The 25,153-nt window shown below is 69.1% G+C and carries 29 protein-coding genes, 4 tRNA genes and 1 pseudogene; 19 read left to right on the forward strand and 15 right to left on the reverse strand.

The window, feature by feature from the left end:
• Positions 1-47: 47 nt before the first annotated feature.
• Genes AU195_RS22195 through AU195_RS22210 form a run of 4 tightly spaced genes read right to left on the reverse strand, consistent with a single transcriptional unit; the run spans position 48 to position 2,404 of the window.
• Positions 48-638: a methylated-DNA--[protein]-cysteine S-methyltransferase gene (locus AU195_RS22195; protein ID WP_059161176.1), complete on the reverse strand. Its 591-nt coding sequence runs from the start codon at positions 636-638 to the stop codon at positions 48-50.
• A complete protein-coding gene (locus tag AU195_RS22200) occupies positions 635-1,111 on the reverse strand; it encodes an RNA polymerase sigma factor (RefSeq protein ID WP_059161177.1) in 477 nt (158 codons plus the stop codon). The genes AU195_RS22195 and AU195_RS22200 overlap by 4 nt, the downstream gene beginning before the upstream one ends.
• 41 nt (positions 1,112-1,152) lie before the next feature.
• A complete protein-coding gene (locus AU195_RS22205; protein ID WP_059161178.1) occupies positions 1,153-1,869 on the reverse strand; it encodes a Clp protease N-terminal domain-containing protein in 717 nt (238 codons plus the stop codon).
• Positions 1,870-1,927: 58 nt separating this feature from the next.
• Complete coding sequence (locus tag AU195_RS22210; protein ID WP_059161179.1) at positions 1,928-2,404, reverse strand: SRPBCC family protein; 477 nt, start codon at positions 2,402-2,404, stop codon at positions 1,928-1,930.
• Between the two features lie 74 nt (positions 2,405-2,478).
• On the opposite strand from AU195_RS22210, the gene AU195_RS22215 reads away from it, so the two are divergent.
• Both AU195_RS22215 and AU195_RS22220 read left to right on the forward strand, forming a co-directional pair.
• Positions 2,479-2,874 carry a helix-turn-helix transcriptional regulator gene (locus AU195_RS22215; protein ID WP_059161180.1) on the forward strand — a complete coding sequence of 132 codons (396 nt, stop codon included), beginning with the start codon at positions 2,479-2,481 and terminating at the stop codon, positions 2,872-2,874.
• 229 nt (positions 2,875-3,103) lie between these two features.
• Positions 3,104-3,481 carry a hypothetical protein gene (locus AU195_RS22220; RefSeq protein ID WP_059161181.1) on the forward strand — a complete coding sequence of 126 codons (378 nt, stop codon included), beginning with the start codon at positions 3,104-3,106 and terminating at the stop codon, positions 3,479-3,481.
• Between the two features lie 60 nt (positions 3,482-3,541).
• Here AU195_RS22220 and AU195_RS25815 read toward each other — a convergent pair whose 3' ends face one another.
• Positions 3,542-3,688, reverse strand: a complete 147-nt coding sequence (locus AU195_RS25815) for a hypothetical protein (protein WP_157531222.1) — start codon at positions 3,686-3,688, stop codon at positions 3,542-3,544.
• A gap of 198 nt (positions 3,689-3,886) precedes the next feature.
• Between AU195_RS25815 and AU195_RS25435 the strand changes: the two genes are divergently transcribed.
• A complete protein-coding gene (locus AU195_RS25435; protein ID WP_082703167.1) occupies positions 3,887-4,138 on the forward strand; it encodes a ribosome modulation factor in 252 nt (83 codons plus the stop codon).
• A gap of 402 nt (positions 4,139-4,540) precedes the next feature.
• Here the strand turns inward: AU195_RS25435 and AU195_RS22225 are convergent, their stop codons facing one another.
• The 4 genes from AU195_RS22225 to AU195_RS22240 all read right to left on the reverse strand — a co-directional run bounded on the left by AU195_RS22225 (position 4,541) and on the right by AU195_RS22240 (position 5,241).
• Positions 4,541-4,849 (reverse strand): hypothetical protein, encoded by a 309-nt coding sequence (locus tag AU195_RS22225; protein ID WP_059161182.1) that lies wholly within the window; start codon positions 4,847-4,849, stop codon positions 4,541-4,543.
• A gap of 131 nt (positions 4,850-4,980) precedes the next feature.
• A tRNA-Val gene (locus AU195_RS22230) sits at positions 4,981-5,055 on the reverse strand.
• A gap of 16 nt (positions 5,056-5,071) precedes the next feature.
• Positions 5,072-5,142: transfer RNA gene (locus AU195_RS22235), tRNA-Cys, on the reverse strand.
• Between the two features lie 26 nt (positions 5,143-5,168).
• Positions 5,169-5,241, reverse strand: a tRNA-Gly gene (locus AU195_RS22240).
• Positions 5,242-5,493: 252 nt separating this feature from the next.
• On the opposite strand from AU195_RS22240, the gene AU195_RS22245 reads away from it, so the two are divergent.
• A tRNA-Val gene (locus tag AU195_RS22245) sits at positions 5,494-5,568 on the forward strand.
• A 70-nt stretch (positions 5,569-5,638) separates the two neighbouring features.
• Positions 5,639-6,892 (forward strand): glycosyltransferase family 87 protein, encoded by a 1,254-nt coding sequence (locus AU195_RS22250; protein WP_059161183.1) that lies wholly within the window; start codon positions 5,639-5,641, stop codon positions 6,890-6,892.
• A gap of 38 nt (positions 6,893-6,930) precedes the next feature.
• Here the strand turns inward: AU195_RS22250 and AU195_RS22255 are convergent, their stop codons facing one another.
• From AU195_RS22255 to AU195_RS22270, 4 genes are all read right to left on the reverse strand, one after another.
• Positions 6,931-8,661 carry an ICP22 family protein gene (locus AU195_RS22255; RefSeq protein WP_286149449.1) on the reverse strand — a complete coding sequence of 577 codons (1,731 nt, stop codon included), beginning with the start codon at positions 8,659-8,661 and terminating at the stop codon, positions 6,931-6,933.
• 270 nt (positions 8,662-8,931) lie between these two features.
• Positions 8,932-9,261: a DUF3618 domain-containing protein gene (locus tag AU195_RS22260; protein ID WP_059161185.1), complete on the reverse strand. Its 330-nt coding sequence runs from the start codon at positions 9,259-9,261 to the stop codon at positions 8,932-8,934.
• Positions 9,258-9,659, reverse strand: coding sequence for a phage holin family protein (locus tag AU195_RS22265; protein WP_059161186.1), 402 nt, complete (start codon positions 9,657-9,659; stop codon positions 9,258-9,260). Before AU195_RS22265 ends, AU195_RS22260 begins: the two co-directional genes overlap by 4 nt.
• Before the next feature lie 73 nt (positions 9,660-9,732).
• Positions 9,733-10,446, reverse strand: a complete 714-nt coding sequence (locus tag AU195_RS22270; RefSeq protein ID WP_172800681.1) for a GAF and ANTAR domain-containing protein — start codon at positions 10,444-10,446, stop codon at positions 9,733-9,735.
• A gap of 62 nt (positions 10,447-10,508) precedes the next feature.
• Between AU195_RS22270 and AU195_RS22275 the strand changes: the two genes are divergently transcribed.
• Positions 10,509-11,612: a hypothetical protein gene (locus AU195_RS22275; RefSeq protein ID WP_059161188.1), complete on the forward strand. Its 1,104-nt coding sequence runs from the start codon at positions 10,509-10,511 to the stop codon at positions 11,610-11,612.
• Here AU195_RS22275 and AU195_RS22280 read toward each other — a convergent pair.
• A complete protein-coding gene (locus AU195_RS22280) occupies positions 11,565-12,062 on the reverse strand; it encodes a DUF1990 domain-containing protein (RefSeq protein ID WP_059161189.1) in 498 nt (165 codons plus the stop codon). The two genes, AU195_RS22275 and AU195_RS22280, sit on opposite strands and share 48 nt — an antisense overlap.
• 42 nt (positions 12,063-12,104) lie before the next feature.
• Here AU195_RS22280 and AU195_RS22285 point away from each other — a divergent pair, with 42 nt between their 5' ends.
• The 12 genes from AU195_RS22285 (at position 12,105) to AU195_RS22340 (ending at position 23,028) form a co-directional block, all read left to right on the forward strand.
• Positions 12,105-12,731 carry a PaaI family thioesterase gene (locus AU195_RS22285; protein WP_059161190.1) on the forward strand — a complete coding sequence of 209 codons (627 nt, stop codon included), beginning with the start codon at positions 12,105-12,107 and terminating at the stop codon, positions 12,729-12,731.
• Positions 12,728-13,183, forward strand: a complete 456-nt coding sequence (locus AU195_RS22290) for a TIGR02611 family protein (RefSeq protein ID WP_082703165.1) — start codon at positions 12,728-12,730, stop codon at positions 13,181-13,183. The genes AU195_RS22285 and AU195_RS22290 overlap by 4 nt, the downstream gene beginning before the upstream one ends.
• Positions 13,184-13,260: 77 nt before the next feature.
• Positions 13,261-15,315 (forward strand): threonine--tRNA ligase, encoded by a 2,055-nt coding sequence (gene thrS / locus AU195_RS22295; RefSeq protein WP_059161191.1) that lies wholly within the window; start codon positions 13,261-13,263, stop codon positions 15,313-15,315.
• Positions 15,316-15,380: 65 nt separating this feature from the next.
• Positions 15,381-15,977 carry an ATP adenylyltransferase gene (locus tag AU195_RS22300; protein WP_059161245.1) on the forward strand — a complete coding sequence of 199 codons (597 nt, stop codon included), beginning with the start codon at positions 15,381-15,383 and terminating at the stop codon, positions 15,975-15,977.
• On the forward strand, positions 15,974-16,642 hold the full coding sequence (gene pgsA / locus AU195_RS22305; RefSeq protein WP_059161192.1) for a phosphatidylinositol phosphate synthase: 669 nt from the start codon (positions 15,974-15,976) through the stop codon (positions 16,640-16,642). The genes AU195_RS22300 and pgsA overlap by 4 nt, the downstream gene beginning before the upstream one ends.
• Positions 16,639-17,562: a phosphatidylinositol mannoside acyltransferase gene (locus AU195_RS22310; protein WP_059161193.1), complete on the forward strand. Its 924-nt coding sequence runs from the start codon at positions 16,639-16,641 to the stop codon at positions 17,560-17,562. Before pgsA ends, AU195_RS22310 begins: the two co-directional genes overlap by 4 nt.
• A 2-nt stretch (positions 17,563-17,564) precedes the next feature.
• A complete protein-coding gene (locus AU195_RS22315; RefSeq protein ID WP_059161194.1) occupies positions 17,565-18,689 on the forward strand; it encodes a glycosyltransferase family 4 protein in 1,125 nt (374 codons plus the stop codon).
• Complete coding sequence (locus AU195_RS22320) at positions 18,686-19,699, forward strand: NUDIX hydrolase (RefSeq protein WP_059161195.1); 1,014 nt, start codon at positions 18,686-18,688, stop codon at positions 19,697-19,699. Before AU195_RS22315 ends, AU195_RS22320 begins: the two co-directional genes overlap by 4 nt.
• Positions 19,700-19,759: 60 nt before the next feature.
• The gene (gene pdxS, locus AU195_RS22325; RefSeq protein WP_059161196.1) at positions 19,760-20,713 is read left to right on the forward strand and encodes a pyridoxal 5'-phosphate synthase lyase subunit PdxS; all 954 of its coding nucleotides are present in this window, start codon (positions 19,760-19,762) and stop codon (positions 20,711-20,713) included.
• A 10-nt stretch (positions 20,714-20,723) separates the two neighbouring features.
• On the forward strand, positions 20,724-21,569 hold the full coding sequence (gene tesB, locus AU195_RS22330) for an acyl-CoA thioesterase II (protein ID WP_059161197.1): 846 nt from the start codon (positions 20,724-20,726) through the stop codon (positions 21,567-21,569).
• On the forward strand, positions 21,566-22,189 hold the full coding sequence (pdxT, locus tag AU195_RS22335; RefSeq protein WP_059161198.1) for a pyridoxal 5'-phosphate synthase glutaminase subunit PdxT: 624 nt from the start codon (positions 21,566-21,568) through the stop codon (positions 22,187-22,189). Before tesB ends, pdxT begins: the two co-directional genes overlap by 4 nt.
• 86 nt (positions 22,190-22,275) lie before the next feature.
• Positions 22,276-23,028 (forward strand): YebC/PmpR family DNA-binding transcriptional regulator, encoded by a 753-nt coding sequence (locus tag AU195_RS22340; RefSeq protein WP_059161199.1) that lies wholly within the window; start codon positions 22,276-22,278, stop codon positions 23,026-23,028.
• Positions 23,029-23,041: 13 nt separating this feature from the next.
• On the opposite strand, the gene AU195_RS22345 is transcribed toward AU195_RS22340, so the two are convergent.
• Complete coding sequence (locus AU195_RS22345) at positions 23,042-24,142, reverse strand: polyprenyl synthetase family protein (RefSeq protein ID WP_286149450.1); 1,101 nt, start codon at positions 24,140-24,142, stop codon at positions 23,042-23,044.
• Positions 24,143-24,482: 340 nt separating this feature from the next.
• On the opposite strand from AU195_RS22345, the pseudogene AU195_RS22350 reads away from it, so the two are divergent.
• Positions 24,483-25,151, forward strand: a pseudogene (locus AU195_RS22350) (acetamidase/formamidase family protein); the annotation flags it as partial.
• Between the last annotated feature and the right edge of the window lie 2 nt (positions 25,152-25,153).

Genomic DNA, 25,153 nt, shown 5'->3' on the forward strand with positions numbered 1-25,153 from the left:
CATCGCATGATGGCACACCCCGCAGGGGCGCCACAGTCGATCCGGGGTCAGCAGGCCTCCAGCCGCAGCAGCGCCGCCTTGGCGGCCGCCCCGCCGACGTACTGGCCGGTCGTGCCGTCCGAGCGGACCACCCGGTGGCAGGGGATCACCACCGGCAGCGGATTGTGCGCGCACGCGCTGCCGACGGCGCGCACCGCCTTCGGGTTGCCGACGGCGGCGGCCACCGCCGCATAACTGGCGCGGTGACCGTAGCCGATGGAGCGCAGCTGTTCGACGACGGAGCGGCGGAATCCGTCGGCGAGGCGCAGGTCCACCGGCACATCGAAGGTGGTGCGCCGCTTGGCGAAGTACTCGTCGAGCTGGCGCGCCACGGTGTCGAGCCGCTGCGGCGCCCGCAGGATGCGCGGGCTGATCCTGGCCGCGAGGACGCCCAGCACCGCGGTGTGGTCCTCGACGTCGTAGGCCACGCGTACCAGGCCGGCGGGGGTGGCGGCCAGCAGCAGCGTGCCGACCGGGCTGTCGACGGTCCGGTAGGCGACGTCAAGGAGGCCCGCGGTCTCGGCGTCGGCGCTCAGCGTGGTGTGCAGCCGGGCCAAGGTCGCGTCGTCGGTTGGGGCGGCGAACATGTCGGCGGTCATCGGAGGGCCTCCTCGCGGTAGATCGAGCGCAGCGTCCGCAGGCCGTCGGCGCAGGCACGGCGGGCGGCGTCGGGAGAGTTGCCGAGCAGTCCGGCGATCTCGGCGAACGGCAGGCCGGCGATGTGGCGGTAGGCGACGGCCTGGCGTTGCTTGGCGGGCAGCGATGCGAGCGCGGCCCACAGGTCGGGATGCCGGTCCGCGGGGTCGCCGTGGCCGGACGGCCGGTCGGGGAGGGTGTCGGTCGGCACGGCCCGGCGGGAGTTGGCGCGGCCGACGTCCAGGGCGCGCCGGTGCGCGATCGTCACCAACCACGCTTCGACGTTGGCGCCTGCCGGTAGGTCCGGGTAGGCGCGCAGCGCGGACAGGAAGGTCTCCGACCAGGCGTCCTCGGCGTCGACGGGTCCGACGACGGCGCGGCACACCCGCAACACGGTGGCTCCGTGTTCGGCCACCACGTCCTCGAACGGTCGCATCCTCACATCCTGTAGACGCCGCGGCGCGGCGGGATGTGAGATCAGCCCTTCTCGGCGATCGAGTCGAGCAGGCCGATGAGATCGGTCTGCACGCGCTGCCGGTCGACGCCGAGTCGGTGCAGGGGTCCGTCGGGGTCCTCGGACTCGAGCAGCGCCAGCAGCAGATGTTCGGTGCCGATGTAGTTGTGTCCGAGCCGCAGTGCCTCGCGGAAGGTCAGTTCGAGCGCCTTCTTGGCGGGACCGCTGAAGGGGACGAGGTCGAGGGCCGGACCGTCGCTCGACGGCGTCAGGGCCACGGCGGCGCGGACGTCCTCCGGCGTCAGGTCCTGCGCGGTGAGCAACGCGACTCCCAGTGAGTCCGTGTCGACGAGCATGCCGAGCAGCAGATGGTCGGGCGTGATCTCGGGGTGGCGCGCGTCGCGGGCGGCGTTCTGGGCGTGCACCACCGCGGCGCGCGCCCGGGGGGTGAAGCGGGCGAACCCCTGGTTCGGATCGAGGGGTTCGGTGTCCGCCTTCGGGACGAACCGTTTCTGCGCGGCCTGTTTGGTCACGCCCATGCACTTGCCGATGTCGGTCCACGACGCGCCGGACCGCCGGGCCTGGTCGACGAAGTGTCCGATCAGGTGGTCGGCGACCTCGCCGAGGGCCTCCGCGGCCAGGACCGCGTCGGTGAGTTGTTCGAGCGGTTCGTCGTGCACGGTCTTGATGGCCTCGATGAGGTCGTCGAGGCGGACGGGGTGAGCGATGGGATCGGCCATGCGTCAACTGTAGGTTGACGCGGCGTGGGTCGTCAACCGTTGGTTGACGCCTCACTTCTTAGCTGCGGACGTATCCGCGCCGGACCACGCGGTCGAGGATGCCCAGGGTGGCGCGCAGCGCGGCTTCGGAGATGACCGGGAAGATGCCCGCCTCACGCCACTTGTCGTCGATCTGTGACCAGTCGTAGAACGACGTCACGACGGTGCCGTCGGCGGCGGGTTCCAGGATGTAGCCGTAGACGTGCCCGATCTGCGGGCGGATCTGCCCGAGGATGGCCCAGGCGATGCGCCGGTTCGGCTCGAACTCCCGGATTTCCACCGTCACCTCGTATTTGCCCATCGGGAAGTCGTTGAGCGCCTCGCGGTCCATGTGGACGACGAAGGTGTCGCCGACCTCCGAGACCGGCCGTCCGTCCGCGCCCTGGAGCATCCCCGACGAGTCGATCGCCACATGTCCCTGCGGGTCGCAGAGCACATTGAAGATCGCCTCCGGCGGGGCTGGGATGAGGCGCTGGACTTCGATGCGTTCGGTCATGACGACGATCGTGTCAGCAGCGCCATACCCGTGGTCGGGTTTCTCGGGGTTTGCCGGGGGGTACGCGAATTACCATGACGAACCTTCACGAACTGCCGACCGGCGGCCATCGCCCGCCCGGTCTGCGACGCTCGGTAGCGTTCATCCACGAAAACGCCGACAGTGACATCGGGCTTGCGGAGATCGCGGCAGCGGCGAACCTCACCCCGCGCGCGGTGCAGTACATGTACCGCAGGCACCTGGGAGTGACGCCGCTCGAATACCTCCGACGCGTCCGCCTCGACCTCGCGCACCGTGATCTTCAAGCCGCCGACCCGGCGGTCGACACCGTCAACTCGATCGCCGGCCGGTGGGGCTTCTCGCACGCGGGCCGTTTCAGCGTCGCGTACCGGCGTATGTACGGCACCCAACCGAGCGCGACACTGCGAACCACTCATCAGTCCCGTGACCGTGCGCGCTACGGCGCATAACGCAGGAATCGCAAAGCGACGAGCGGGCGTCTTCGGGTGCCGCCGGCGAAAGATGGCGTGGCAGAACATCTGTGGCTAATCGGCGCGATGCGCCGGTATGCCTTTTCGTCCGCTGTAACGCCGCATGATCTTGTCACGACAGTCCCTACGCGACGGCCCGTCGCTGATATTGTTGCCAACGCAACGATCAAGATCGGGATGTGAATCCCGCCGGAGGAAAGGGAGGCCGATGGTGGGACGTGTCGATGCTCTCGGACGCAAGACCACGAAACTGGCCGTCGTCGGGGCGGGTGCGCTCGCGCTGGCGGGGGCCGTTCTCGCGTTCGGCGCGGGCAGCGCGAACGCCGACGTGGTGGACATCGGCGGTAAGCCGAACCCGGTATTCGACGCCAACCCGGCGGCCGAGGGCGGCGTCCGCACGAGCGGCAAGGGTGTCGCGAACGCCGGACCCTCGGATGTGCGCCGCTCTCGCAAGGGTGCGCCGCTGGCGCCCTCCGGTGGCGAGGTGAAGGACAGCATTCGCGCCGTGCCCCCGATCACCGGCGGTATCGGCACCTACATCCGGATGGGGCCGGCCCGCAACGGGCCGGGCATCGCCGGTTGGTGACCCGACGAGAAACGCCGCTGCGCATCCGCGCAGCGGCGTTTTCTGTTGTCTGGGGGCGGGCTACCGCCGGCTCTCCGGGCACGCGTCGTTGGTGCAGCGCGTCCGTACGGCCGCCTGATCGCCTCCCGGGCCCGTCTGTTCGGCGAGTGGGGCGCCGCAGCGCCCGCAGGGCTTGTCGGTCATCTTCCAGTCGTCAGAGATGCTCATGGGTCCCTTGGATTCGCGGTCGGAGGGCGGTCTCACCGGGCTTCGCTGCTGAACCCCGCGAGACCTCGACAGTCCGCATTCCCGGCTATCGGGCGATGAAACAGGTGTCGACGAGCCGATGCCGCGATGTGACCCGGCCGTGGTACGGCGGGGGAACCGCTACTCCGGTCCGCGTGATTGCATGCTTGCCGGGTGACGATGCGTATGGAGGCGATGCGGGCGCTGTACGAGGGCTCGCTGGCCGAGCCGGGCGACGTCAACCCGTACGCCGGAAAGTCGTTGGTGTTGGCGAAATGTTGGATGCGCGGCTACATGCGGATGCTGCGCGTCCGGGTCGACACTTCACCGGCGAGGGCGCGATATCTGGAAGCCCAGGCCGCAGCGAAAAGAAGTCGCAACGACCGGCGCGGACCCAGAATCTGGAACAGCCATGGACTATTGCGCGGGTGATCCCAGGGAAAGGGACTGCCCAACGGTTCTTCGGCCGCCTTGAGTATCGCCACTGACTCTCGAAGCACTCCGAGCCAACGCTTGCTGCGACTCTGTTCATACATTGGCAGCCCCTCGCGACGGTACCGGCGTGCTCGGTGTAGACGCTCTTGGTGGGGGTCCGCATGTGCAGCAGGCCGTCGATGTCGCGGCGTGCTGCGGCCTCGTTGTGTGGGACTGCCGCAGATCGTGCCGTTTCCCGTCCGCAGTTCCGTCCATTCGACGCGCCACAGGTCGGTGCCCGGGTAGGACGTGTGGTCGCTGCGGGTTGGCTCGGAGCGCCGGGTCAGCGCTACCCGCGTCACGCGCTCGACGATCACCAGGGGGAACGTTAGAGGCAGGCACCGACACTAACGCGATGATTTACACGCCGTGTCCGGCTATATCCATTTGCTCGACCGTCGCGGCGTCGTATCCAAGGGAACGCAGATATTGCTCGGCGGCGGCTACAGCGGCCACGGCCTCAGCTTGAGTACTTAGGCCGCCTGGATGGGCGATCCCGTATGCGACGGTGCAGTCTTTTTCAACCTGCCAGAGAAATTTGTTCTCGTCGACGTAGCCGTTCGACGCAGCAGCGTGGGCGCATGAGTACTCATTCGCCGAGGCGACACCCGTGCTGGCGATCGGCAGCGCGGCGAACACCGCAACCGCTGCAAGCAGTTCTGCCCTCATAGTGCGAGGAGGGTACTTCGCTCCATTGCGTTGTCGGGACGATTGCGCCAATGTGCCCGCTGCGCGCATATCGGATAGCCCCTATATAGCCCCATGGAGGCGGCGAAATACTAATTAGCGCCGGTCGAAAGTGGTGCGCGATACTGGGATTGAACCAGTGACCTCTTCCGTGTCAGGGAAGCGCTCTCCCGCTGAGCTAATCGCGCCGGGATCTCACATCGGAGGTGGAGACGGGAATCGAACCCGTGTGCACGGCTTTGCAGGCCGTTGCCTCACCACTCGGCCACTCCACCGCTGGGGTTGATGCTTCTGCACCTCGAGCGGATGACGGGATTCGAACCCGCGACCCTCACCTTGGCAAGGTGATGCGCTACCAACTGCGCTACATCCGCGTGCCACGGGCGAGATCGTCGTCCGTCGCGATGCAGAACGATAGTGCACACATGCCTGGCCACACAAATCCCTTAGGCCGCACCGGTCCCGACGCCGAATTCCCCACCACGGTCGTCACCCGGCGGGCGTTCACGACCCTTGTGTGGAGGTCGGTGAACGGGGTCGAAGATGACCAGCGGATTCCGTCCCCACCGCGAGCGCGTGCTAGTCTTCGACGTCGTTCGGCCCACTCGGTGAGGCCGATCCCACCCGGTCTCGTAGCTCAGTGGGAGAGCGTCCGCCTCACACGCGGAAGGTCGCTGGTTCGAAACCAGCCGGGACCACCACCACCTCCTTCAACCAAGCAGTCGCGTGAGACCGGATTCTCCACCGCACGTATTGGGTACCGTTCGCTTCGTGAACGGCCCCTCGGTTGACCAGGTCGCCGAGGACGATGTCCACGCCCCGGCGCGCAGTCGGCGACCGTGGATCCGAGGCTTGTGGCTGGTCGGCTCATTGCTCGCCGTGGGCATGATTGCCCGCTACGTCGTCCAGGCCGCGACCGGAAAGCTTCTTGACCTGTCGGTCTTCCGGGACGCCGGCTACGCCATCACCGCGAACCTGCCGTTGTATTCCGAGCAGTTCCCGAGCGCCTCGGGGTTCCGGTTCATCTACCCGCCGTTCGCGGCGATCCTGTTCGCCCCGATGGCGGCTGTGCCGCAGACCGCGCTGCAGATCGGGTGGAGTGCGCTCAACCTGGTCCTGCTGTGGTGGATCCTGCGCACGGTCCTCGTCCGGCTGCGGGTCCGGCCGTCGAACCTGGTCGCCCTGGCCCTGCTCGGACCGGCGCTGATCCTCGAGCCGGTGAGGTCGAACTTCGAGTTCGGTCAGGTGAACATCGTGCTGATGGCGCTGGTCATCGCCGACTGCCTGGGTGTGCTGCCGCGCAGACTGCGCGGGGTCGGCATCGGCATCGCGGCCGGAATCAAGATCACCCCGGCGGCCTTCGGTCTCGTCCTGCTCCTCCGGCGAGACTTCGCGGGTGCGGCCCGGGCGCTCATCGCGTTCGGCGCGACGGTCCTCATCGGATTCCTCGCACGTTCCCAGGAGTCGCTCTACTTCTGGGCGACCGAATTCTTCCGCACCGACCGCGCGGGTGGTCACGAGTTCAGCCGCAATCAGGCACTCACCGGTCTGATCACCCGGTGGGGTGCGGCGGGCACGACCAAAGAGATCCTCTGGCTGGTCGGTGTCACCGCGGTCATCGCGGCGGCCGTCTACGCGGGCCATCGGTTCACCCGGTCCGGGATGCCCGTGGTGGCCACCGCCGTCGTCGCACTGGCCGCCCTGCTCGCCGCGCCGTTGGCGGTCACCCACCACTGGGTGTACGCCGTGCTTCTCGTACCGCTGATGGTCGCCCCGCAGCACCGCCGCTGGCGGCCGCTCCTGGTGGCGGCCGGCATCGTCTTCGTGGCCGGCCCGCACATCGTCCTGCCGGGTCCTGACGTCGCGGGTGTCGAGGCCGTCTTCCGTCAAGTCGTCGGCAACGCGCAGGCGATCACCGGTGTGGCGCTGCTGATCGCCGCAGTGATCGCCGCGCGCCGAACCAATCCCGTCAAGAACGGCCAGATCGAACTCATGCAGAAGAAACCCGAAAAGCGGTCTGCATGAGTTCGATCCGACGTCAGGGCACGCACATCACCGAGTGATCACTCGGTCGGGGAGTCACCGCCCGGATCGGCACCCGTCTCCGCACCGGTCTCGCCGCCCGTCTCGCCCTCCGCGGCACCGGCGTCGTCGGCATCCCCGTCAACGTCCTCCGATTCGTCACCGGACTCCTCCGGCACCTCACCGGTGCCGTCGTCTTCCGGCAACTGCTCGACATCGTCGAGGCCTTCGGTCCCATCCGGATCGAGGTCGCCCGACTCGCCCGACTCGCCCGCCGAATCGTCGGCCGGCGGCAGGCCGTCGTCGCCCTCGTCGGCCGGTTCCTGCTCGTCGTCGGCAGGCAGGGACCCGGAGTCCGTCCCGTCGTCGATGAGACCCACTCGCTGCGCGTCGAAGCCGTCCGAGAGCAGTTCGACCCCGCCCTCGTCCTCGTTCGGGGGGACCTCGACGTCGACGTCGCCTTCGAGGTCCAGTTCGATCCCCAGAGCGACGGCGAAGTGGTTGACCAGCGCCCGCACCGACGCGGCGAAGTCGACATCCGGCAGGTCGGGCACCGGAAGGCCGACCCCTCCGAACAGGGCTGCGGTCAACCCGTTGACCAGCGAGACCCCGCCCGCGACACCGACGTCGACCAGCACGTCATCGAGTGTGAACTTCCAGGCGATCGCCTCACCGAGACCGCGGATCCCGGCGTCGATCCCCACGGAGAGGTCGGCGACGAGATCGACGACGGCTTCGGGCGCCCCCAGCGCACCCAACAGCGCACCGGTGATGTCGGCCCGCAGGCCCACGCCGGCCTCGGCCAGCGCCGTCGCGAGATCGCCGATCACCGTGACGCCCAGTTCCACCGCTTCGCCGGCGGTGAGCAGCCCACCGTTGATGCCGTCGGCGAAGAGCTCCGCCAGCTCGCCGAGCGCCAGCACCACATCGTCGCCGTCGATGTCCGGCAGGTCGGGCGTGCCGCCCAGCAGGGCGACCAGGCTGCCTGCCACACCGTTGGTCAGCGCGATCCCGCCGGTCGCCACCAGGTCGACCAGCAGGTCGTCCAGGGTGGCCTTCCAGGTGACCGCCGCACCCGCGCCGAGGAATCCGGTCGAGATCAGGTCGCCGATATTCTCGATGGCCACACCGATGGCGGCCGACAAGTCGGCGGCCACGTCGCCTTCCGGCGTGATCGCTGCCAGCAGGCTCACCAACGCGCCGGTGACCGCGTCCACCCCGTCGACAGCGGCGGTCGCGGCAGCCAGCGCGATCTCCGACACCAGAGCGGCACCCAGGTCGACGGCACCGTTGACGGCGCCGATCGCGCCGTTGACGTCGTACGCGATCGCGTTGATCAATTCCGCGAAGGACGCGGCGATCTCCTCGGCGTCGAGGTCGAGGTCCAGATCGACACGCAGGCTGGCTCCCAACCGGGCCAGCAGGTTCACGAACTCGCTGTTGAATCGGAATACGCCGTCGAAGTCGAAATCGATCACGGTCCTCGCTGCGGCTTCGAGTTCCAGCGGATCGAAGGGCAGCGCCAGAGCCGCCAGAAGGGGCGTCGGCGTCGGCGCGCTCACCGCGTACGCGGTGGTGCGGGCCTCGGCGGGGGCCGGCGTGACGAACGTCCCGACCAGCGCGGTCGCGCCGAGGACGGCGAGACCACCGGTGATGGCGGGGCGCAGCGATCCGCGACGGCGCCGCGCTCGACGCGGTGTGGAGTTTGCTGGCGCGGCGGCGGCGCGCGAGAGGTGCACGCCGGGGGTCATGTCGACGGCGACCGCAGGCATTGCGGCTTTCGCACGTCGATGTCGACCGCCGGATCGGCGCGGGCGGCTTTCGACCGCCCCGCCGCGCGCAAACTCGAATTCACAGGATTCAGCGCTGTTGCCCGACATCTTGGCCCCCTCATCAATTAGGAATCGTCCCCCCGACCACGTCGGATGATGAGAAACGTACCTTAAAGGAACCTGATAAAGAAGTAATTCGTTGAAAGTCGAGCAAATTGATTTCGGGGCCGTTTCACGGCCCGCTGCCGGGTTGTGTCCGGGCGTGCGCGCTCAGCGGCGCCTGCGCCACACGACGACGCCCAGCGCCACCACCACGGCGACGACGACGGCGGCGACGGGGAGCGATTTCTGCGGGTTGTCGGTAACGACGTGTTGTGCCGCGTGCGCCTTCTCGGTGACGACGTGCTGGGCCGTGTGCGCCTTGTCGGCGAAGCGTTGCTTCGTCTCGTCGACCTTGTCCCTCGCCTGCTGTTTGACGTCGAGCTTGGCCGACAGCGCCTCGACCGTCTCGCCGAGTTCCTGCCGGGTGGCCTCGATGTCGGCCTCGATGTCTTCGACTCCGGCGTCGGGGCCGGGTTCGGGGCGGTCGGGTGCGGTCATGACGCTCGGTCCTTTACCTCTTGGATGTCGGCCTTCACCGTTTCGACGGTTCGGGGTGCGGCGGGGGTCACTTCGTCGGCCTGCTTCTTGCTGACCAGGGCTGCGATCCCGGCGATGACGAACAACACCAGCGCGACGATCAGCGCCGCCGCCCAGACGGGCAACACCAGCGACAGTGCCGCCACCGCCGCGGCGATCACCGTCGCCAGCCCCAGGAAGGCGAAAAGCCCAGCCACGCTGAGCAATCCGGCACCGATACCGGCGTGCTTCGCCGACTCCTGGAACTCCTTCTGTGCCAACCGCAACTCGTCGCGCACCAGCCGCGACGTCTGGGCGGACAGTTGGCTCATCAGTTCGCCGAGCGACGCGTCGGCGCCCGGCTTCGATTCGAGACTCATCCCACACCAACCCTCTGACTTGACTGTGTGAGGATGTGGTGCCCCGGGCTGGGCGGATGCAAACCCCGCGGGGTCAGATCCCCGACGTCGTGGCTTTCGTCGTCAGATCCGTGGCGATCTGGATCAACGGGACGTTGGAGTCCTGGGAGAGCTTTCTCAGCAGCGCGAATGCCTGCACCGCGTCGACGCTGTAGCGCTCCATGATCATGCCCTTGGCCTGTCCGATGATGTCGCGGCTGGCCAGCGCCTGGTGGAACTGTTCGTCGCGGCGCGCGGAGTTCCAGGCCACCGAGGAGTGGGCGGCGAAGATCAGCCCGATGTCGCGCGACTCCGGGCCGAACGCGTCGGGTCTCTCGGCGTAAACGTTGATCGCGCCCATCGTCTCGTCGGCGATGAACAGCTGGAACGCCATGATCGACCGGATCGGGGTCCGTTCCAGCGCATCTCGCCGGTACCGGGGGAAGCGGTCATCGTGCTCCAGGTCGCGGACGTGGACGACGCGTTCCTCCCAGGCCGCGGTCAGGCACGGTCCTTCGCGGTGGCGCTCCTGGACCTCGTCGAGCACGATCGGCCACTTGTGCGTGGCCGCCGGGGTCTCGATCTTCTTCGCATTGCGCGTGATGGTCACACCGGCGTAGTCGGCACCCGGGATCTCGGCCGCGGCGTGTTCGACGAGTTCGGCGAGCACCGTGTCGGCATCGGCGTCGGTCCTGCCGTGCAGTTGCTGCACGAGTTCGGCGATCCGCCGGTGCACTCCCTCGACGTCGGCAGGTTCGTTCACCAGCATATTCCGATCATCTTCCTCCGATAAGTTGCTTAAGGCTACGCGCTCCAAACGCCGGAGGATGCATGAACAGAACCCGTTCACACCACCGCGGAGTGGTGACCCGTGACGCCACCGGGTCCGGGTCTGCGGAAGCGTTCGTGCTCATCGCGATCGCCACCATCCTGCTCACCCGCCTCTACCTCGAGCTGACCGGTTATCCGCAGGTCGGCGGTGGCAATCTCCACATCGCCCACGCCCTGTGGGGTGGCGCGCTGATGATGCTCGCGCTGCTGACCGGCTGGCTGCTGATCGGGGTGGGTGCGCGGCTGGCCGCCGTCGTCATGGGCGGCGTCGGCTTCGGCCTGTTCCTCGACGAGGTCGGCAAATTCGTCACCAAGGACAACGACTACTTCTACGGGCCGGCCGCCGAGATCATGTACATCCTGGTCGTGCTGATCCTCGTGGGCGCGCGGGTCGTTCGTGACTTCCGCCCGCTGACCGCGAGGGAGTCGCTGACCTCGGCGGCGGTGATCGCCGCGGACGGCGTCGCGCGCGGGCTGGCCGACCGGCGCCGGGAGCTGGGGCTGGCCCTGCTGGTGCAGGCCGAACAGGCGGGGGCGGAGCCCACCGCGGTCGGGTCCGTGCGCGCCCTGCTGATGTCGGCGGAGACCTCCAGCGACCGGCTCCACCGCCTGCAGCAGTGGGCGCCGCGGCTGATCCCCGGCTTCTTCCGCAGTCCGCGCTGGGTGCCGGTGGTCGGCTGGCTCCTGGTGGTCAGCGCGATCAGCGGCCTGTTCTTCGGGCTGCTGGGTGTCTTCCTGGGCGGCTTCTTCTACCAGGACGACAACATCACGCTGCGCCTGGACGGGATGAACCCTGCGTCGGTGATCCTGCTCGTCAACGCCGCGGTGACCTCGGTGATCGCGGTGCCTGCGATGATCGCCCGCCGCCGCACGACAGGGCTGTGGCCGCTGCGCTGGCTGCGGAACGCCGCGCTGCTGTTCACCTTCCTCAACGCATTCGTCGACTTCGCGACCGAGGGCTTCGCCGCGCTGCTCAGCATGTCGGTCGGGCTGTTCACGCTGGCGGTGCTGACCTACCAGATCGACGTGGCGGTACGGCGTACCGCCGGCGAGGTCTCACAGCGCCCGCAGGTACCGCCGGGTGACCACGCGCTGCAGCACTGAGGTGACGGGCCCCGCGAGCCGGCTCCACCACGTCCCGTGCCGGGAGAAGGCCGCCACCTCGGCGTACACCCGGTCGGTCGCGGGGTCGATCCGCACGGCGAACAACTCCTCGCCGGTCTCGGCGTGACCGGGCAGTGTGCCGTAGGCGAAGCCTCGGCGGTCGGGTTCGGCGACGACGTAGACGACGCGGCACGGGACCTTCACCGGGCCCAGGCCGACGATCACCTCCGAACCCACCCGGGCGACGTCGGTCGTGGGCCTGACGCGCAGCCCGGCGCCGCGCAGCATGCCCCAGCGCATCACCGCGTCGGCGGCCTCGTCGAAGCGGGCCCGGCCGGATCCGATCACCGAGGACCGGCGCACGTGGTGGTAGCCGGGCGGCATCGGCCCGGCCGTCGCGCCGACTTCGGGGTAGGTCAACGGGAGATCGGCGAGGTCGCTCAGCTTCACCCCGTCACCCTCTCACCGCGGGCGCCCAATACGGTGAGCGGTGTGGCGAGTGAATCGACTCAGGCGCGAAACGGGGGCGGATTCAACCCTCCGGAACCGACCACCCGCGGCGGACCCGACTACGGCAGGTTCGTCGAGGCGGTCCGGGAGCTGCAGGACCTCGCCCGCGCGGCCGACGCACCCGATGAGGTGGTCACCGAGGCGGCCGGGCTGATCGAGAAGGTCACCGGTCTTCTCGAGCCGTACCGCGCCGACGAGTGGACGTCGCCCTCTGGGCGGCGGCTGGACCTGCCCAACCGCGGCAACATCCTGCAGGTGCCGATGTTCCTGGCCAAGACCGACGACGGCCGGATCGCCGGGGAGGCCACCTTCCGCCGCTACCACCTGGGCCGCAACGGGGCCGCGCACGGCGGCGCGGTGGCCCTGCTGTTCGACTCGGTGCTCGGCTACACCACCTACAAACTCACCCAGAGCCGGTTCCAACGCACCGCCTTCCTGCACGTGAACTACCGCACCATCGCGCCGGTGGAGAAGACGTTGCGCGTCGAAGCCGGCATCGACCGGATCGAGGGGCGCAAGATCTTCGTCGAAGGCCGGCTTCTCGACGGCGACACCTTGCTCGCCGACGCCGAGGCATTGTTCGTCCGACTCAACCCGGGGCAGCCGTGACCGAGAACGACACCGAGGACCCGTCGCGCTGGTCGCGGATCAAGGACAGCTGGAAGAGCTGGCGTGACGGGCTGCGCCGCCGGCCGCGGGTCGAGTTCTTCTACCGCGTCGCCGTCGGCGTGATCGGCCTCGTGGTGCTGGGGCTCGGCGTCCTGGCGATTCCCTACCCGGGACCGGGCTGGGCGATCGTGTTCATCGGCCTGGGCATCCTGGCCACCGAGTTCGACTGGGCCAAACGCCTACTGGGCTATGCCCGGGAACGTTACGACCGGGTGATGGACTGGTTCCACGGCCAGCACGCGATCATCCAGGTCCTCGGCGGCCTGCTCACCGCGCTCGTCGTGTTCACGACGCTGTGGCTGCTCGGCGCCGTGGACTGGGTCGCCCGGATCTTCGGCATCGAGCACGAGTGGCTGAACAGTCCGTTCGGGTTGGGCTCCGGATCGTCGTAGCACGCTCAAGGAACTGCCGGTCGCACCGATAGCATGGTCGCGATCGACCGTCCCCGACCCACCGGAAAGAGTCACCGATGAGCGCCGCCGCCAGCCCAGCCCCCGCAGCCCCGATCCGGGTCGCTGCCGGGACGACCGCCGGGGCGGCGGTGCGTGACGCGGGGCTGCCGGGCCGCGGTGCGCCCGACGCGATCGTGGTGGTGCGCGACGCCGAGGGCAGGCTGCGCGACCTGGCGTGGGCGCCCGACACCGACGTCGAGGTCGTCCCGGTCGCCGCCGACACCGAGGACGGCCGCAGTGTGATCCGCCATTCCGCGGCGCACGTCCTGGCGCAGGCGGTGCAGAACCTCTTCCCCGAGGCGAAACTGGGCATCGGTCCGCCGATCACCGACGGCTTCTACTACGACTTCGACGTCCCGCAGGCGTTCACGCCCGAGGACCTCGAGGCGCTCGAGAAGAAGATGCGCCAGATCGTCAAGGACGGCCAGCTGTTCTCCCGGCGGGTCTACGAGTCCAAGGACGTCGCGCGCGAGGAGCTCTCCGGCGAGCCGTACAAACTCGAACTGGTCGACGACAAGTCGGGCGACCCGGAGGTGATGGAGGTCGGCGGTGACGAGCTGACCGCGTACGACAACCTCAATCCCCGCACGCGCGAACGGGTCTGGGGTGACCTGTGCCGCGGCCCCCACATCCCGACGACCAAATACATCCCGGCGTTCAAGCTGACCCGCAGTTCGGCGGCCTACTGGCGCGGCGATCAGGCCAACGCCAGCCTGCAGCGCATCTACGGGACGGCCTGGGAGTCGCAGGAGGCGCTCGACCGTCACCTCGAGCTCATCGAGGAGGCGCAGCGCCGCGACCACCGCAAGCTCGGTGTCGAACTCGACCTGTTCAGCTTTCCGGACGAACTCGGGTCCGGTCTGCCGGTCTTCCACCCCAAGGGCGGCATCGTCCGCAAGGAACTCGAGGACTATTCGCGAGCCAAGCACCTCGAGGCCGGTTACGAGTTCGTCAACACCCCGCACATCACCAAGGAGCAGCTCTACGTCACCTCCGGGCACCTCGAGTGGTACGCCGACGGGATGTTCCCGGCGATGCACATCGACGCGGAGTTCGACGCGGACGGCGCGGTGCGCAAACCCGGGCAGAACTACTACCTCAAGCCGATGAACTGCCCGATGCACCACCTGATCTACCGCTCGCGGGGACGCTCGTACCGCGAACTCCCGTTGCGGCTCTTCGAGTTCGGGTCGGTGTACCGCTACGAGAAGTCCGGTGTGGTGCACGGTCTGACCCGGGTGCGCGGTATGACGCAGGACGACGCGCACATCTACGCCACCCGCGAGCAGATGCGCGACGAGCTGACCTCGCTGCTGCAGTTCGTGCTCGACCTGCTGGCCGACTACGGCCTCGACGAGTACTACCTGGAACTGTCGACCAAGGATCCGGACAAGTACGTCGGCTCCGACGAGATCTGGGACGAGGCCACCGAGACGCTGCGCGAGGTGGCCGAGTCCTCCGGACTGGACCTGGTGCCCGATCCGGGCGGCGCCGCGTTCTACGGGCCGAAGATCTCCGTGCAGGTCAAGGACGCGCTGGGACGCAACTGGCAGATGTCGACGATCCAGCTGGACTTCAACATGCCGGAGCGGTTCGAGCTGGAGTACACCGCCGCCGACGGCAGCCGGCAGCGGCCGGTGCTCATCCACCGCGCGCTGTTCGGGTCGATCGAGCGGTTCTTCGGCGTGCTCACCGAGCATTACGCCGGGGCGTTCCCGGCGTGGCTGGCGCCGGTGCAGGCGGTCGGCATCCCGGTCGCCGACGCACACGTTCCGTACCTGGAAGAGGTTGCCGCGCAACTGCGTTCGCGCGGTGTGCGCATCGAGGTCGACAGCAGCGACGACCGGATGGCCAAGAAGATCGTCAACCACACCAACCAGCGGGTGCCGTTCATGCTCCTCGCCGGCGACAAGGACGTCGACGCGGGCGCGGTGAGCTTCCGCTTCGGTGACCGCACCCAGATCAACGGGGTGCCGCGCGACGAGGCGGTCGAGGCGATCGTGAGCTGGATCGCCGAGCGGCGCAACGCCGTCCCCACCGCCGAACTGGTGAAGGCGGGCGCCGGAACGTGAACGGCGACGTGACCGAACCGGACGACCGGACGATCGGCGATGAGCGCTTGCGCGAAGAGCGGACGATCGGCGATGAGCGCTTGCGCGAAGAGCGGACGATCATCGATCACGGTGTGGGCGACCCCGACAACCTGCAGCGGCTGTGGACGCCACACCGCATGAGCTACATCGCCGAGTCGCCCATGAAGAAGGGTTCGGACTCGTCGCAGTCGTCGCAGCCGTTCACCGACATCCCCAACATGGCCGACGAGGACGGACTGGTCGTGGCCCGCGGTGAGCAGGTCTACGCGGTGCTCAACCTGTACCCCTACAATCCCGGTCACCTGATGGTCGTGCCGTACCGGCGGGTATCGGAACTCGAGGACCTCACCGTCGCCGAGAGCGCCGAGCTGATGTCCTACACACAGCAGGCGATCCGCGTCATCAAGGCGGTGTCGCGTCCGCACGGCTTCAACGTCGGGCTCAACCTCGGGCATTCGGCCGGCGGCTCGCTCGCCGAACATCTGCACATGCACGTCGTGCCGCGGTGGGGCGGGGACGCCAACTTCATCACGATCATCGGCGGGTCCAAGGTGATCCCGCAGCTGTTGCGTGAGACGCGCGAACTGCTCGCCACCGAGTGGGCGAAACAGGAGCGCAGCGACGGGGGTTTGGAACAGTGAGCAACGTCTACCTGATGACCCGGGCCGCCTACGCCAAACTGGCGCGCCCCGTGGCCAGAGCGGCCCTGCGGGTGGGCTTCACCCCCGACAGCATCACGATCCTGGGCACCGCGGGCACGGTGTTGGCCGCGCTGACGCTGTTCCCGATCGGGCAGCTGTGGTGGGGCGCCTTCGCGGTGGCCGTGTTCGTGCTGGCGGACATGCTCGACGGCACCATGGCCCGCGAACGGGGCGGGGGCACGAGGTTCGGAGCCGTCCTCGACGCGGCCTGCGACCGGATCGCCGACGGCGCGATCTTCGCGGGTCTGCTGTGGTGGGCGGCCTTCGGCATGGACAGTCCGGCGCTGGTGGTGGCCACGCTGATCTGCCTGATCACCTCGCAGGTCATCTCCTACATCAAGGCCCGGGCGGAGGCCAGCGGGCTGCGCGGCGACGGCGGCTTCATCGAACGCCCCGAACGGCTGGTGATCGTGCTGACCGGCACCGGCCTGTCCGGGGTGTGGTTCCTGCACATCCCGTGGCTCATCCACGTGGCCATGTGGATCCTGGCCGTGGCCAGCGTGGTCACGGTGCTGCAGCGGCTGCACACCGTGCGCACCTCACCGGGCGCGATGGACAAGCTCGAGCCCAAGGGTGAAGAGAAGCCGGCGGCGGACGACCAGTGACCGCACTCGGCGGCTGGTTGCCCGGCACCGACCACCTGACGGACTGGGGGTACGCCGCCGGCTGGCGGGTGGTGCGGGCCGTGCCGGAAGTCGTGGCGCGCAACGCATTCGACGCCGGAGCGTGGTACTCGGCCCGCAACGGCGGCCCCGGGCAGCTGCGTAAGAACCTCGCCCGGGTCATCGGCGCCGCACCGGCCGACGTGCCCGACGAGCTGATGCGCGCGTCGCTGGCCTCCTACGCCCGCTACTGGCGCGAAGCGTTCCGGCTGCCGACGATGGACCACCGCAGACTGGGACGCGAACTGTCCGTCGACGGTATCGGCCACGTCTGGGACGCTCTCGACGCGGGCCGCGGCGCCGTGATCGCGCTGCCGCACAGCGGAAACTGGGACATGGCCGGGGTCTGGCTGGTCCAGAACCACGGCACGTTCACCACGGTGGCCGAACGGTTGCGCCCGGAGTCGCTGTTCAATCGGTTCGTCGCCTACCGCGAGAGCCTCGGCTTCGAGGTCATCCCGCTGTCCGGCGGTGAGCGCCCGCCCTACGAGCTGCTGCGGGAGCGGTTGCGCGCCAACCGGGTGGTGTGCCTGATGGCCGAGCGCGATCTGACCCGCCAGGGAGTGGGGGTCGACTTCTTCGGCGAACCGACCCGCATGCCCGCCGGCCCGGCCAAGCTGGCCTGCGAGACGGGTGCGGCGCTGCTGCCGGTGCACTGCTGGTTCGACGGCGACGGCTGGGGGATGCGGGTCTTCGCACCGCTGGACACCGCGAGTGGGGACGTCGGGGTGGTCACGCAGGCGCTGGCCGACCGGTTCGCGGTCAACATCGCCGAACATCCCGAGGACTGGCACATGATGCAGCCGCAGTGGATCGCCGACCTCTCCGACGCGCGCCGCGCCCGGCTGGCCGGGGCCGGTTGACGATGCGCATCGGCATGGTGTGCCCGTACTCGTTCGACGTGCCGGGCGGGGTGCAGTCCCATGTGCTGCAGTTGGCGGAGGTGATGCGCGAACGCGGCCACGAGGTGAGCGTGCTGGCGCCGTCCTCACCGCACGTCGACCTGCCCGACTACGTGGTCTCGGGCGGGCGCGCGGTGCCCATTCCCTACAACGGGTCGGTGGCCCGGCTGCGGTTCGGCCCCGCCACGCACCGCCTGGTCAAGAAGTGGCTCGCGCAGGGCGAATTCGACGTGCTGCATCTGCACGAGCCGAACGCGCCGAGCCTGTCGATGCTGGCGTTGCAGGCCGCGCAGGGTCCGATCGTCGCGACCTTCCACACCTCGACCACGAAATCGCTGACGCTGTCGGTGTTTCAGGGCATCCTGCGCCCGTACCACGAGAAGATCGTCGGTCGCATCGCCGTGTCGGACCTGGCGCGGCGTTGGCAGATGGAGGCGCTGGGTTCCGACGCGGTCGAGATCCCCAACGGCGTCGACGTCGCGTTCTTCGCCGACGCGCCCCGCCTCGACGGTTATCCGCGGCCGGGGCGCACGGTGCTGTTCCTGGGCCGGTACGACGAGCCGCGCAAGGGGATGGCCGTACTGCTGGGGGCGCTGCCCGCCGTGGTGGCGCGGTACCCGGACGTGGAGATCCTCATCGTCGGCCGCGGGGACGAGGACGAGCTGCGGCAGCAGGCCGGCCCGCTGGCGTCACACCTGTGCTTCATGGGACAGGTCGACGACGCGGTCAAGGCGTCGGCGATGCGCAGCGCCGACGTGTACTGCGCGCCCAACACCGGCGGGGAGAGTTTCGGCATCGTGCTCGTGGAGGCGATGGCCGCCGGAACCGCGGTCGTGGCCAGCGATCTCGACGCGTTCCGGCGGGTGCTGCGCGACGGCACGGCGGGCCGGCTGGTCACCGTCGACGACGCCGAGGCGCTGGCCGCCGGGCTCATCGAGGTGCTCGGGGACGACGAGGCGCGCGGGCGCTACGTCGCCGCCGCATCCGAAGCTGTCGGCCGCTACGACTGGTCGGTGGTGGCCGCCCAGATCATGCGGGTCTACGAGACCGTCGCCGGGGCGGGAGTGAAGGTGCAGGTCGCGCCGTGACGTGGGTCGTGATCGTCGCGCTGGCGATCCTGCTGGTGATCGTCCTGCTCGTCGGCGCGTGGGCTTACCAGACCGCGCACCGGCTCGACCGGCTGCACGTGCGCTACGACCTGAGCTGGCAGGCACTCGACGGCGCACTGGCCCGGCGGGCGGTGGTGGCCCGCGCGGTCGCCGTCGACGCCTACGCCGGGGGGCCGCAGGGTAAACGGCTGGCCGCACTCGCCGACGTCGCCGAACGGGCGCCGCGCAGTGCCCGGGAGGCCGCCGAGAACGAGCTGTCGGCGGCGTTGGCGCTGGTCGATCCGGCATCGCTGCCGGTCGCGCTGGTGGCCGAACTCGCCGACGCCGAGGCCAGGGTGCTGCTGGCCCGCCGGTTCCACAACGACGCGGTGCGCGACACCCTCGCGCTGCGCGAACGCACACCGGTGCGGCTGCTGCGGCTGGGCGGCACCGCGGCGTTGCCGACCTACTTCGAGATCGCCGAGGTCTCCTCGCGCGACATCGAACCGCTGAGCCGCCGTGTCTCGGCCCGGGTCGTGCTGCTCGACGAGTCGGGGGCGGTGCTGCTGTTCTGCGGGTCGGATCCCTCGCTGGCCGACGCCCCGCGGTGGTGGTTCACGGTCGGCGGGGCGGTGGAGGCGGGGGAGACGCTCGCGCAGGCCGCCGCGCGGGAGGTCGCCGAGGAGACCGGTCTGCGGGTGGACCAGGACCGGCTGATCGGCCCGGTGTGGCGCCGGGACGCGGTCTTCGAGTTCGACGGATCGGTGCTGCGCAGCCAGGAGATGTTCTTCGTGTGCCGCACCCGACGGTTCGAGCCGTCCCTCGGTGGTCATACGGCCCTGGAGCGACGCACGATTCACGGGCACCGCTGGTGTGATGCGACAATGATCGACGAATTGGTCGCCGACGGAGAGACCGTTTACCCGCAGCAGTTGGGTGCGCTGCTGGTCCGGGCCAACGAGCTGGCCGACGGGCCGACGCCGCCGGGACCTGTGGAGACGATCCGCTGAATTGCGGATCCAATGGATTTGATGCCGCTACTACACTGGATCAGTAGCGATTCGGAGGAGATGACAGTGGGTTTCGAAGGGCAGCAGCGTGACGACCGGAGCAACGGCGCCGCCACGCAGAACGGCTCGGCTCATCAGACGGGCACCGCCCGGGTGAAGCGCGGTATGGCCGAGATGCTCAAGGGCGGCGTGATCATGGACGTCGTCACCCCCGAGCAGGCGCGCATCGCCGAAGGTGCGGGCGCCGTCGCGGTGATGGCGCTCGAGCGGGTGCCCGCCGACATCCGCGCCCAGGGCGGGGTGTCGCGGATGAGCGACCCCGACATGATCGAGGGCATCATCGACGCGGTCACGATTCCCGTGATGGCCAAGGCGCGCATCGGACACTTCGTCGAGGCCCAGATCCTGCAGAGCCTCGGCGTGGACTACGTCGACGAATCCGAGGTGCTGACCCCCGCCGACTACACCCACCACATCGACAAGTGGAAGTTCACCGTCCCGTTCGTGTGCGGTGCGACCAACCTGGGCGAGGCGCTGCGCCGCATCACCGAGGGTGCGGCGATGATCCGCTCCAAGGGTGAGGCCGGCACCGGTGACGTGTCGAACGCCACCACCCACATGCGCAAGATCGGCGGCGAGATCCGCCGGCTGACCTCGCTGTCCGAAGACGAGCTGTACGTCGCGGCCAAGGAACTGCAGGCGCCGTACGACCTGGTCGCCGAGGTGGCCCGGGCCGGCAAGCTGCCGGTGACGCTGTTCACCGCCGGTGGCATCGCGACTCCCGCCGACGCGGCGATGATGATGCAGCTCGGCGCCGAGGGCGTGTTCGTCGGATCGGGAATCTTCAAGTCCGGCAACCCCGCCGAGCGGGCCGCGGCGATCGTCAAGGCGACGACGTTCTACGACGACCCCGACGTGCTGGCCAAGGTGTCGCGCGGGTTGGGTGAAGCCATGGTCGGCATCAACGTGGAGGACATCGCCCAGCCGCACCGGCTCGCCGAGCGCGGCTGGTAATAGCGACACAATGGCGATCGAGCAGATCCTCGACCTCGAACAACTCGAGATCAACATCTACCGCGGTGCGGTCTTCAGCCCGGAGTCGGGCTTCCTGCAGCGCACGTTCGGCGGTCACGTGGCCGGCCAGTCGCTGGTGTCCGCAGTGCGCACGGTCGACCCGAAGTTCCAGGTGCACTCGCTGCACGGCTATTTCCTGCGGCCGGGAGATGCCCGCGCACCGTCGGTCTACATCGTCGAGCGCATCCGGGACGGCGGCTCGTTCTGCACCCGCCGGGTGAGCGCCATCCAGCACGGCGAGACGATCTTCTCGATGTCCGCGTCGTTCCAGACCGACCAGAGCGGCATCGAGCACCAGGACGCGATGCCCGCGGCGCCACCGCCCGACGACCTGCCCGGGTTCCGGTCCGGAAAGGCGTTCGACGACGCCGGTTTCGCGCAGTTCGCGGAGTGGGACGTCCGCATCGTGCCCCGCGACCAGGTGCCCCAGATCCCCGGTAAGGCGTCCCAGCAGCAGGTGTGGTTCCGCCACCACGACCCGCTGCCCGACGATCCGGTGCTGCACATCTGCGCGCTGGCCTACCTGTCGGACCTGACGCTGCTGGGGTCGGCCCAGGTCAACCACCCCGACGAGCGCAAGTACCTCAACATCGCCTCGCTCGACCACGCGATGTGGTTCATGCGCCCGTTCCGCGCCGACGAATGGCTGCTCTACGACCAGTCGTCGCCGTCGGCCTGCGGCGGGCGGGCACTGACCCAGGGCAAGCTGTTCAACCAGTACGGCGAGATGGTCGCGGCCGTCATGCAGGAAGGGTTGACCCGCTACCCGCGTGACTTCACGCCGGGCCGGGCATGACACCTGTGCCGGATGCTCGCTCGGGCAAGCCTCGCTCCGTCGTCGGGGTGCTCGCTTTGCAGGGCGACACCCGTGAGCACCTCGCCGCGCTGACCGAGGCGGGCGCCGAGGCGGTCACCGTGCGCCGGCTGGCCGAACTCGAGGCCGTCGACGCGCTGGTGATCCCCGGTGGGGAGTCGACGGCGATGAGTCACCTGCTGCGCGAATTCGAACTGCTCGAACCGCTGCGGGCCCGGCTCGCCGAGGGGATGCCGGCCTACGGTTCGTGCGCCGGGATGATCCTGCTGGCCAGTGAGATCCTCGACGCCGGGGCCGCCGGGCGGGAGGCCACCCCGTTGAAGGGTATCGACATGTCGGTGCGGCGCAACGCTTTCGGGCGTCAGGTCGACTCCTTCGAGGGGGACATCCCGTTCGAGGGGCTGGACTCTCCGGTGCACGCCGTGTTCATCCGGGCGCCGTGGGTGGAGCGCATCGGCGCCGATGTCGAGGTGCTGGGCCGTGCCGACGGGCACATCGTCGCCGTCCGGCAGGGCCGCATGCTCGCGACGTCCTTCCACCCGGAGGTGACGGGGGACCGGCGCGTGCACAAGCTGTTCGTCGACATGGTCACCGGGGAGTGAGTGCGCCTCACGTCTGCGGCGGGTCGGCTCAACGGTCCACGTAGACTCGTCAGGCGAGATCGTGACTGGAGAGAGGTTCACACCTGATGAGCGGCCATTCCAAGTGGGCGACCACGAAGCACAAGAAGGCGATCATCGATGCCCGCAGGGGTAAGAACTTCGCCAAGCTGATCAAGAACATCGAGGTGGCGGCCCGTACCGGCGGCGGTGATCCGGGCGGTAACCCGACGCTGTACGACGCCATCCAGAAGGCCAAGAAGAGCTCGGTCCCCAACGACAACATCGAGCGGGCCCGCAAGCGTGGTGCCGGCGAAGAGGCCGGTGGCGCCGACTGGCAGACCATCACCTACGAGGGCTACGGGCCCAACGGGGTCGCCGTGCTTATCGAATGCCTCACCGACAATCGCAACCGCGCCGCGGGTGAGGTGCGCGTCGCCATGACCCGCAACGGCGGCAACATGGCCGACCCCGGTTCGGTGTCCTACCTGTTCTCCCGCAAGGGTGTGGTGACGCTGGACAAGAACGGGCTCTCCGAGGACGACGTGCTGATGGCGGTGCTCGAGGCGGGCGCCGAGGAGGTCAACGACCTCGGCGACAGCTTCGAGGTCATCTCCGAACCGACCGACCTCGTCGCCGTGCGCACCGCGCTGCAGGACGCCGGTATCGACTACGACTCCGCCGACGCCAGCTTCCAGCCGTCGGTCACCGTGCCGCTCGACGCCGAGGGCGCCCGCAAGGTGATGAAGCTCGTCGACGCGCTCGAGGACAGCGACGACGTGCAGGACGTGTACACCAACGCCGACATCCCCGACGAGATCCTCGCCCAGCTCGAGGGGTAGGCCGCCTCGACGCTCAGGCCGTCGGCAGGAACGACAGCTCGGTGCATTCGGCGAGCATCTCGGACAACCCGGCGAGCGCCGTCACGTCCGCCGAGGCCGACAGATCGGCGATCGTGCGGTGCGCGGTGGTGACCAGATCGGCGATCCGCCGTCGCACCCGGTCCGCCGCCCCGCACCGCAGCACGATCCGCTGCACCTCGGCGATCCTGGCCTGATCGGCGCTCGGGTCGCCGACGATCTCGGTCAGCGCGTCCACCTGCGGCCCGGTCGCCAGTTCGAGCGCGGCGCCGAGCAGTTCGGTGGGTTTGCCCGCCCGGATGTCGTCCCCGGTCTGCTTGCCGAGCGTCTCGGACGTGCCGAACAAGTCGGCGAGATCGTCGCGCAGCTGGAACGCCTGGCCGACGGCGCCGGCGTACTCGCGCAGCATCTCGGCCGTGCCCGGCGAGGCTGATCCGGCCAGCTCCAGGCCGAGTTCGACCGGGCGCTCGACGGTGTACGCGCTGGTCTTGTAGCGCAGGATCTTCTCCGCCGTGTCGGCGTGGTAGTCGCGTGCGGCCTGTGCCCGAAGCTCCAGCAACTGACCGGCCAGCACCTCCACCCGCATCGTCCGGAACGCCCGCGTCGTGCGGCGCGCGGCGCGCTCGGGCAGACCCGCCACGGCGTCGTCGAACGTGTCGTGGGCCGCCGACCACAGCAGATCCCCGATCAGCAGGGCCATGTGGTCACCGAACGCCTTGGCGTCACCCGACCCCCCATCGGTGCAGTGCCGGTCGGCCAGCGCCGCGCGCACCGACGGCTGTCCGCGGCGCACCTCGGAGGCGTCGATCACGTCGTCGTGGACCAGGATCGCCGCGTGCAGCAGCTCCAGCGCGGTGGCGAGCAGCACCAGCGGTTGCGGCGCCGCGTCGGCCGGGGCGCCCACCCGCCACGCCCAGTAGGCGAACCGGGGGCGCAGGCGTTTGCCGCCGGACTGCACCGCGGACCCGCAGAGTGTCGCGACGGAGCTCAGACCCTCGTCGATCGCCTGCAGCGGTTCGGCGACCCTGTCGCGGACGACGGTGTGCAGGCAGTCCTCGAGGGCCGCGAGGAACTCGGTCTGGTCGGTGTCGGGCACGACATCCTCATTTCCTGATAAGGCGGCGCCGCGAGTCTATGGGCGGCGTCCGGCGCCGGCGGCGCCGGCGACGGGTGACCGGGCAACCCTGTAGACACCTACAGTCACATGCCCGGTGACTGTGCGCCCAAACCACACTTCGCCGTCCGGCATGCCGGGCCGCCCGCGTCATGCCCATACTTGCGTGTCCTTCGGGCAGCGAAAGGGCGACCAGATGACGTCCAGTGCGCAAACAGGCTCGGCGCCAACCGAATTGAGGCGCGAGTTCTCACTGTGGTCGGCGTTCGCATTCGCGTTCGCGTTCATCTCGCCGATCGTGGCGATGTACGGGATCTACGGACTGTCGCCGGAGCCCCGGGACGCGATCCTCGGCAGCCTCACCGGCGACGCATTCACCGACGCCGCCGCCGAGGCGGCGCGCACCGCGCCGCCGCGCGAGAACGGCGGCAACCAGGACATCAAGAACCTCACCAAGGGCAGCCGCATCTTCTACCCGGTGTTCGTCGACGGTGCGAACCTGTCGGTCGGCGACCTTCACTTCTCCCAGGGCGACGGTGAGATCACCTTCTGCGGCGCCATCGAGATGGGCGGGTTCATCGATCTGCGCGTCGACGTGATCCCCGGCGGTATGGAGACCTACGGCGTCAGCGAGAACGCGATCTTCATGCCCGGCAACACCGATCCGCAGTACTCGGAGTGGCTGGCGTTCTCGGGCACGTCGGTCACCCTCGACGGCGAACAGCGTTACCTGGACTCGCATCTGGCCTACCAGCGGGCCTGCCTGCACGCGATCGACTACCTCACCAAGTTCGGTTACAGCCCCGAGCAGGCCTACCTGCTGCTGGGCGCCGCACCGATCGAGGGCCGGCTGTCCGGTGTGGTCGACATCCCGAATGCCTGTGCGACGGTGTACATCCCGACAGCCATCTTCGACTTCCCGGTGACGCCGTCGGCGGCGGGGCCGGTGAAGATCGACCCGGGGATCGGGGCGCCGCACTCGTCGTTCTGACG

The sequence above is a fragment of the Mycobacterium sp. IS-1496 genome (genome assembly GCF_001499995.1).
Lineage (GTDB): Bacteria > Actinomycetota > Actinomycetes > Mycobacteriales > Mycobacteriaceae > Mycobacterium.

What these genes read in the sequence shown, in the direction of transcription:
- AU195_RS22195 (WP_059161176.1), bottom strand. Translation starts at nt 638, where the DNA reads ATGACCGCCGACATGTTCGCCGCCCCAACCGACGACGCGACCTTGGCC.
- AU195_RS22200 (WP_059161177.1), bottom strand. Translation starts at nt 1,111, where the DNA reads ATGCGACCGTTCGAGGACGTGGTGGCCGAACACGGAGCCACCGTGTTG.
- AU195_RS22205 (WP_059161178.1), bottom strand. Translation starts at nt 1,869, where the DNA reads ATGGCCGATCCCATCGCTCACCCCGTCCGCCTCGACGACCTCATCGAG.
- AU195_RS22210 (WP_059161179.1), bottom strand. Translation starts at nt 2,404, where the DNA reads ATGACCGAACGCATCGAAGTCCAGCGCCTCATCCCAGCCCCGCCGGAG.
- AU195_RS22215 (WP_059161180.1), top strand. Translation starts at nt 2,479, where the DNA reads ATGACGAACCTTCACGAACTGCCGACCGGCGGCCATCGCCCGCCCGGT.
- AU195_RS22220 (WP_059161181.1), top strand. Translation starts at nt 3,104, where the DNA reads ATGGTGGGACGTGTCGATGCTCTCGGACGCAAGACCACGAAACTGGCC.
- AU195_RS25815 (WP_157531222.1), bottom strand. Translation starts at nt 3,688, where the DNA reads ATGAGCATCTCTGACGACTGGAAGATGACCGACAAGCCCTGCGGGCGC.
- AU195_RS25435 (WP_082703167.1), top strand. Translation starts at nt 3,887, where the DNA reads ATGCGTATGGAGGCGATGCGGGCGCTGTACGAGGGCTCGCTGGCCGAG.
- AU195_RS22225 (WP_059161182.1), bottom strand. Translation starts at nt 4,849, where the DNA reads ATGAGGGCAGAACTGCTTGCAGCGGTTGCGGTGTTCGCCGCGCTGCCG.
- AU195_RS22255 (WP_286149449.1), bottom strand. Translation starts at nt 8,661, where the DNA reads ATGCCTGCGGTCGCCGTCGACATGACCCCCGGCGTGCACCTCTCGCGC.
- AU195_RS22260 (WP_059161185.1), bottom strand. Translation starts at nt 9,261, where the DNA reads ATGACCGCACCCGACCGCCCCGAACCCGGCCCCGACGCCGGAGTCGAA.
- AU195_RS22265 (WP_059161186.1), bottom strand. Translation starts at nt 9,659, where the DNA reads ATGAGTCTCGAATCGAAGCCGGGCGCCGACGCGTCGCTCGGCGAACTG.
- AU195_RS22270 (WP_172800681.1), bottom strand. Translation starts at nt 10,446, where the DNA reads ATGCTGGTGAACGAACCTGCCGACGTCGAGGGAGTGCACCGGCGGATC.
- AU195_RS22275 (WP_059161188.1), top strand. Translation starts at nt 10,509, where the DNA reads ATGAACAGAACCCGTTCACACCACCGCGGAGTGGTGACCCGTGACGCC.
- thrS (WP_059161191.1), top strand. Translation starts at nt 13,261, where the DNA reads ATGAGCGCCGCCGCCAGCCCAGCCCCCGCAGCCCCGATCCGGGTCGCT.
- AU195_RS22315 (WP_059161194.1), top strand. Translation starts at nt 17,565, where the DNA reads ATGCGCATCGGCATGGTGTGCCCGTACTCGTTCGACGTGCCGGGCGGG.
- pdxS (WP_059161196.1), top strand. Translation starts at nt 19,760, where the DNA reads ATGACAGTGGGTTTCGAAGGGCAGCAGCGTGACGACCGGAGCAACGGC.
- tesB (WP_059161197.1), top strand. Translation starts at nt 20,724, where the DNA reads ATGGCGATCGAGCAGATCCTCGACCTCGAACAACTCGAGATCAACATC.
- pdxT (WP_059161198.1), top strand. Translation starts at nt 21,566, where the DNA reads ATGACACCTGTGCCGGATGCTCGCTCGGGCAAGCCTCGCTCCGTCGTC.
- AU195_RS22340 (WP_059161199.1), top strand. Translation starts at nt 22,276, where the DNA reads ATGAGCGGCCATTCCAAGTGGGCGACCACGAAGCACAAGAAGGCGATC.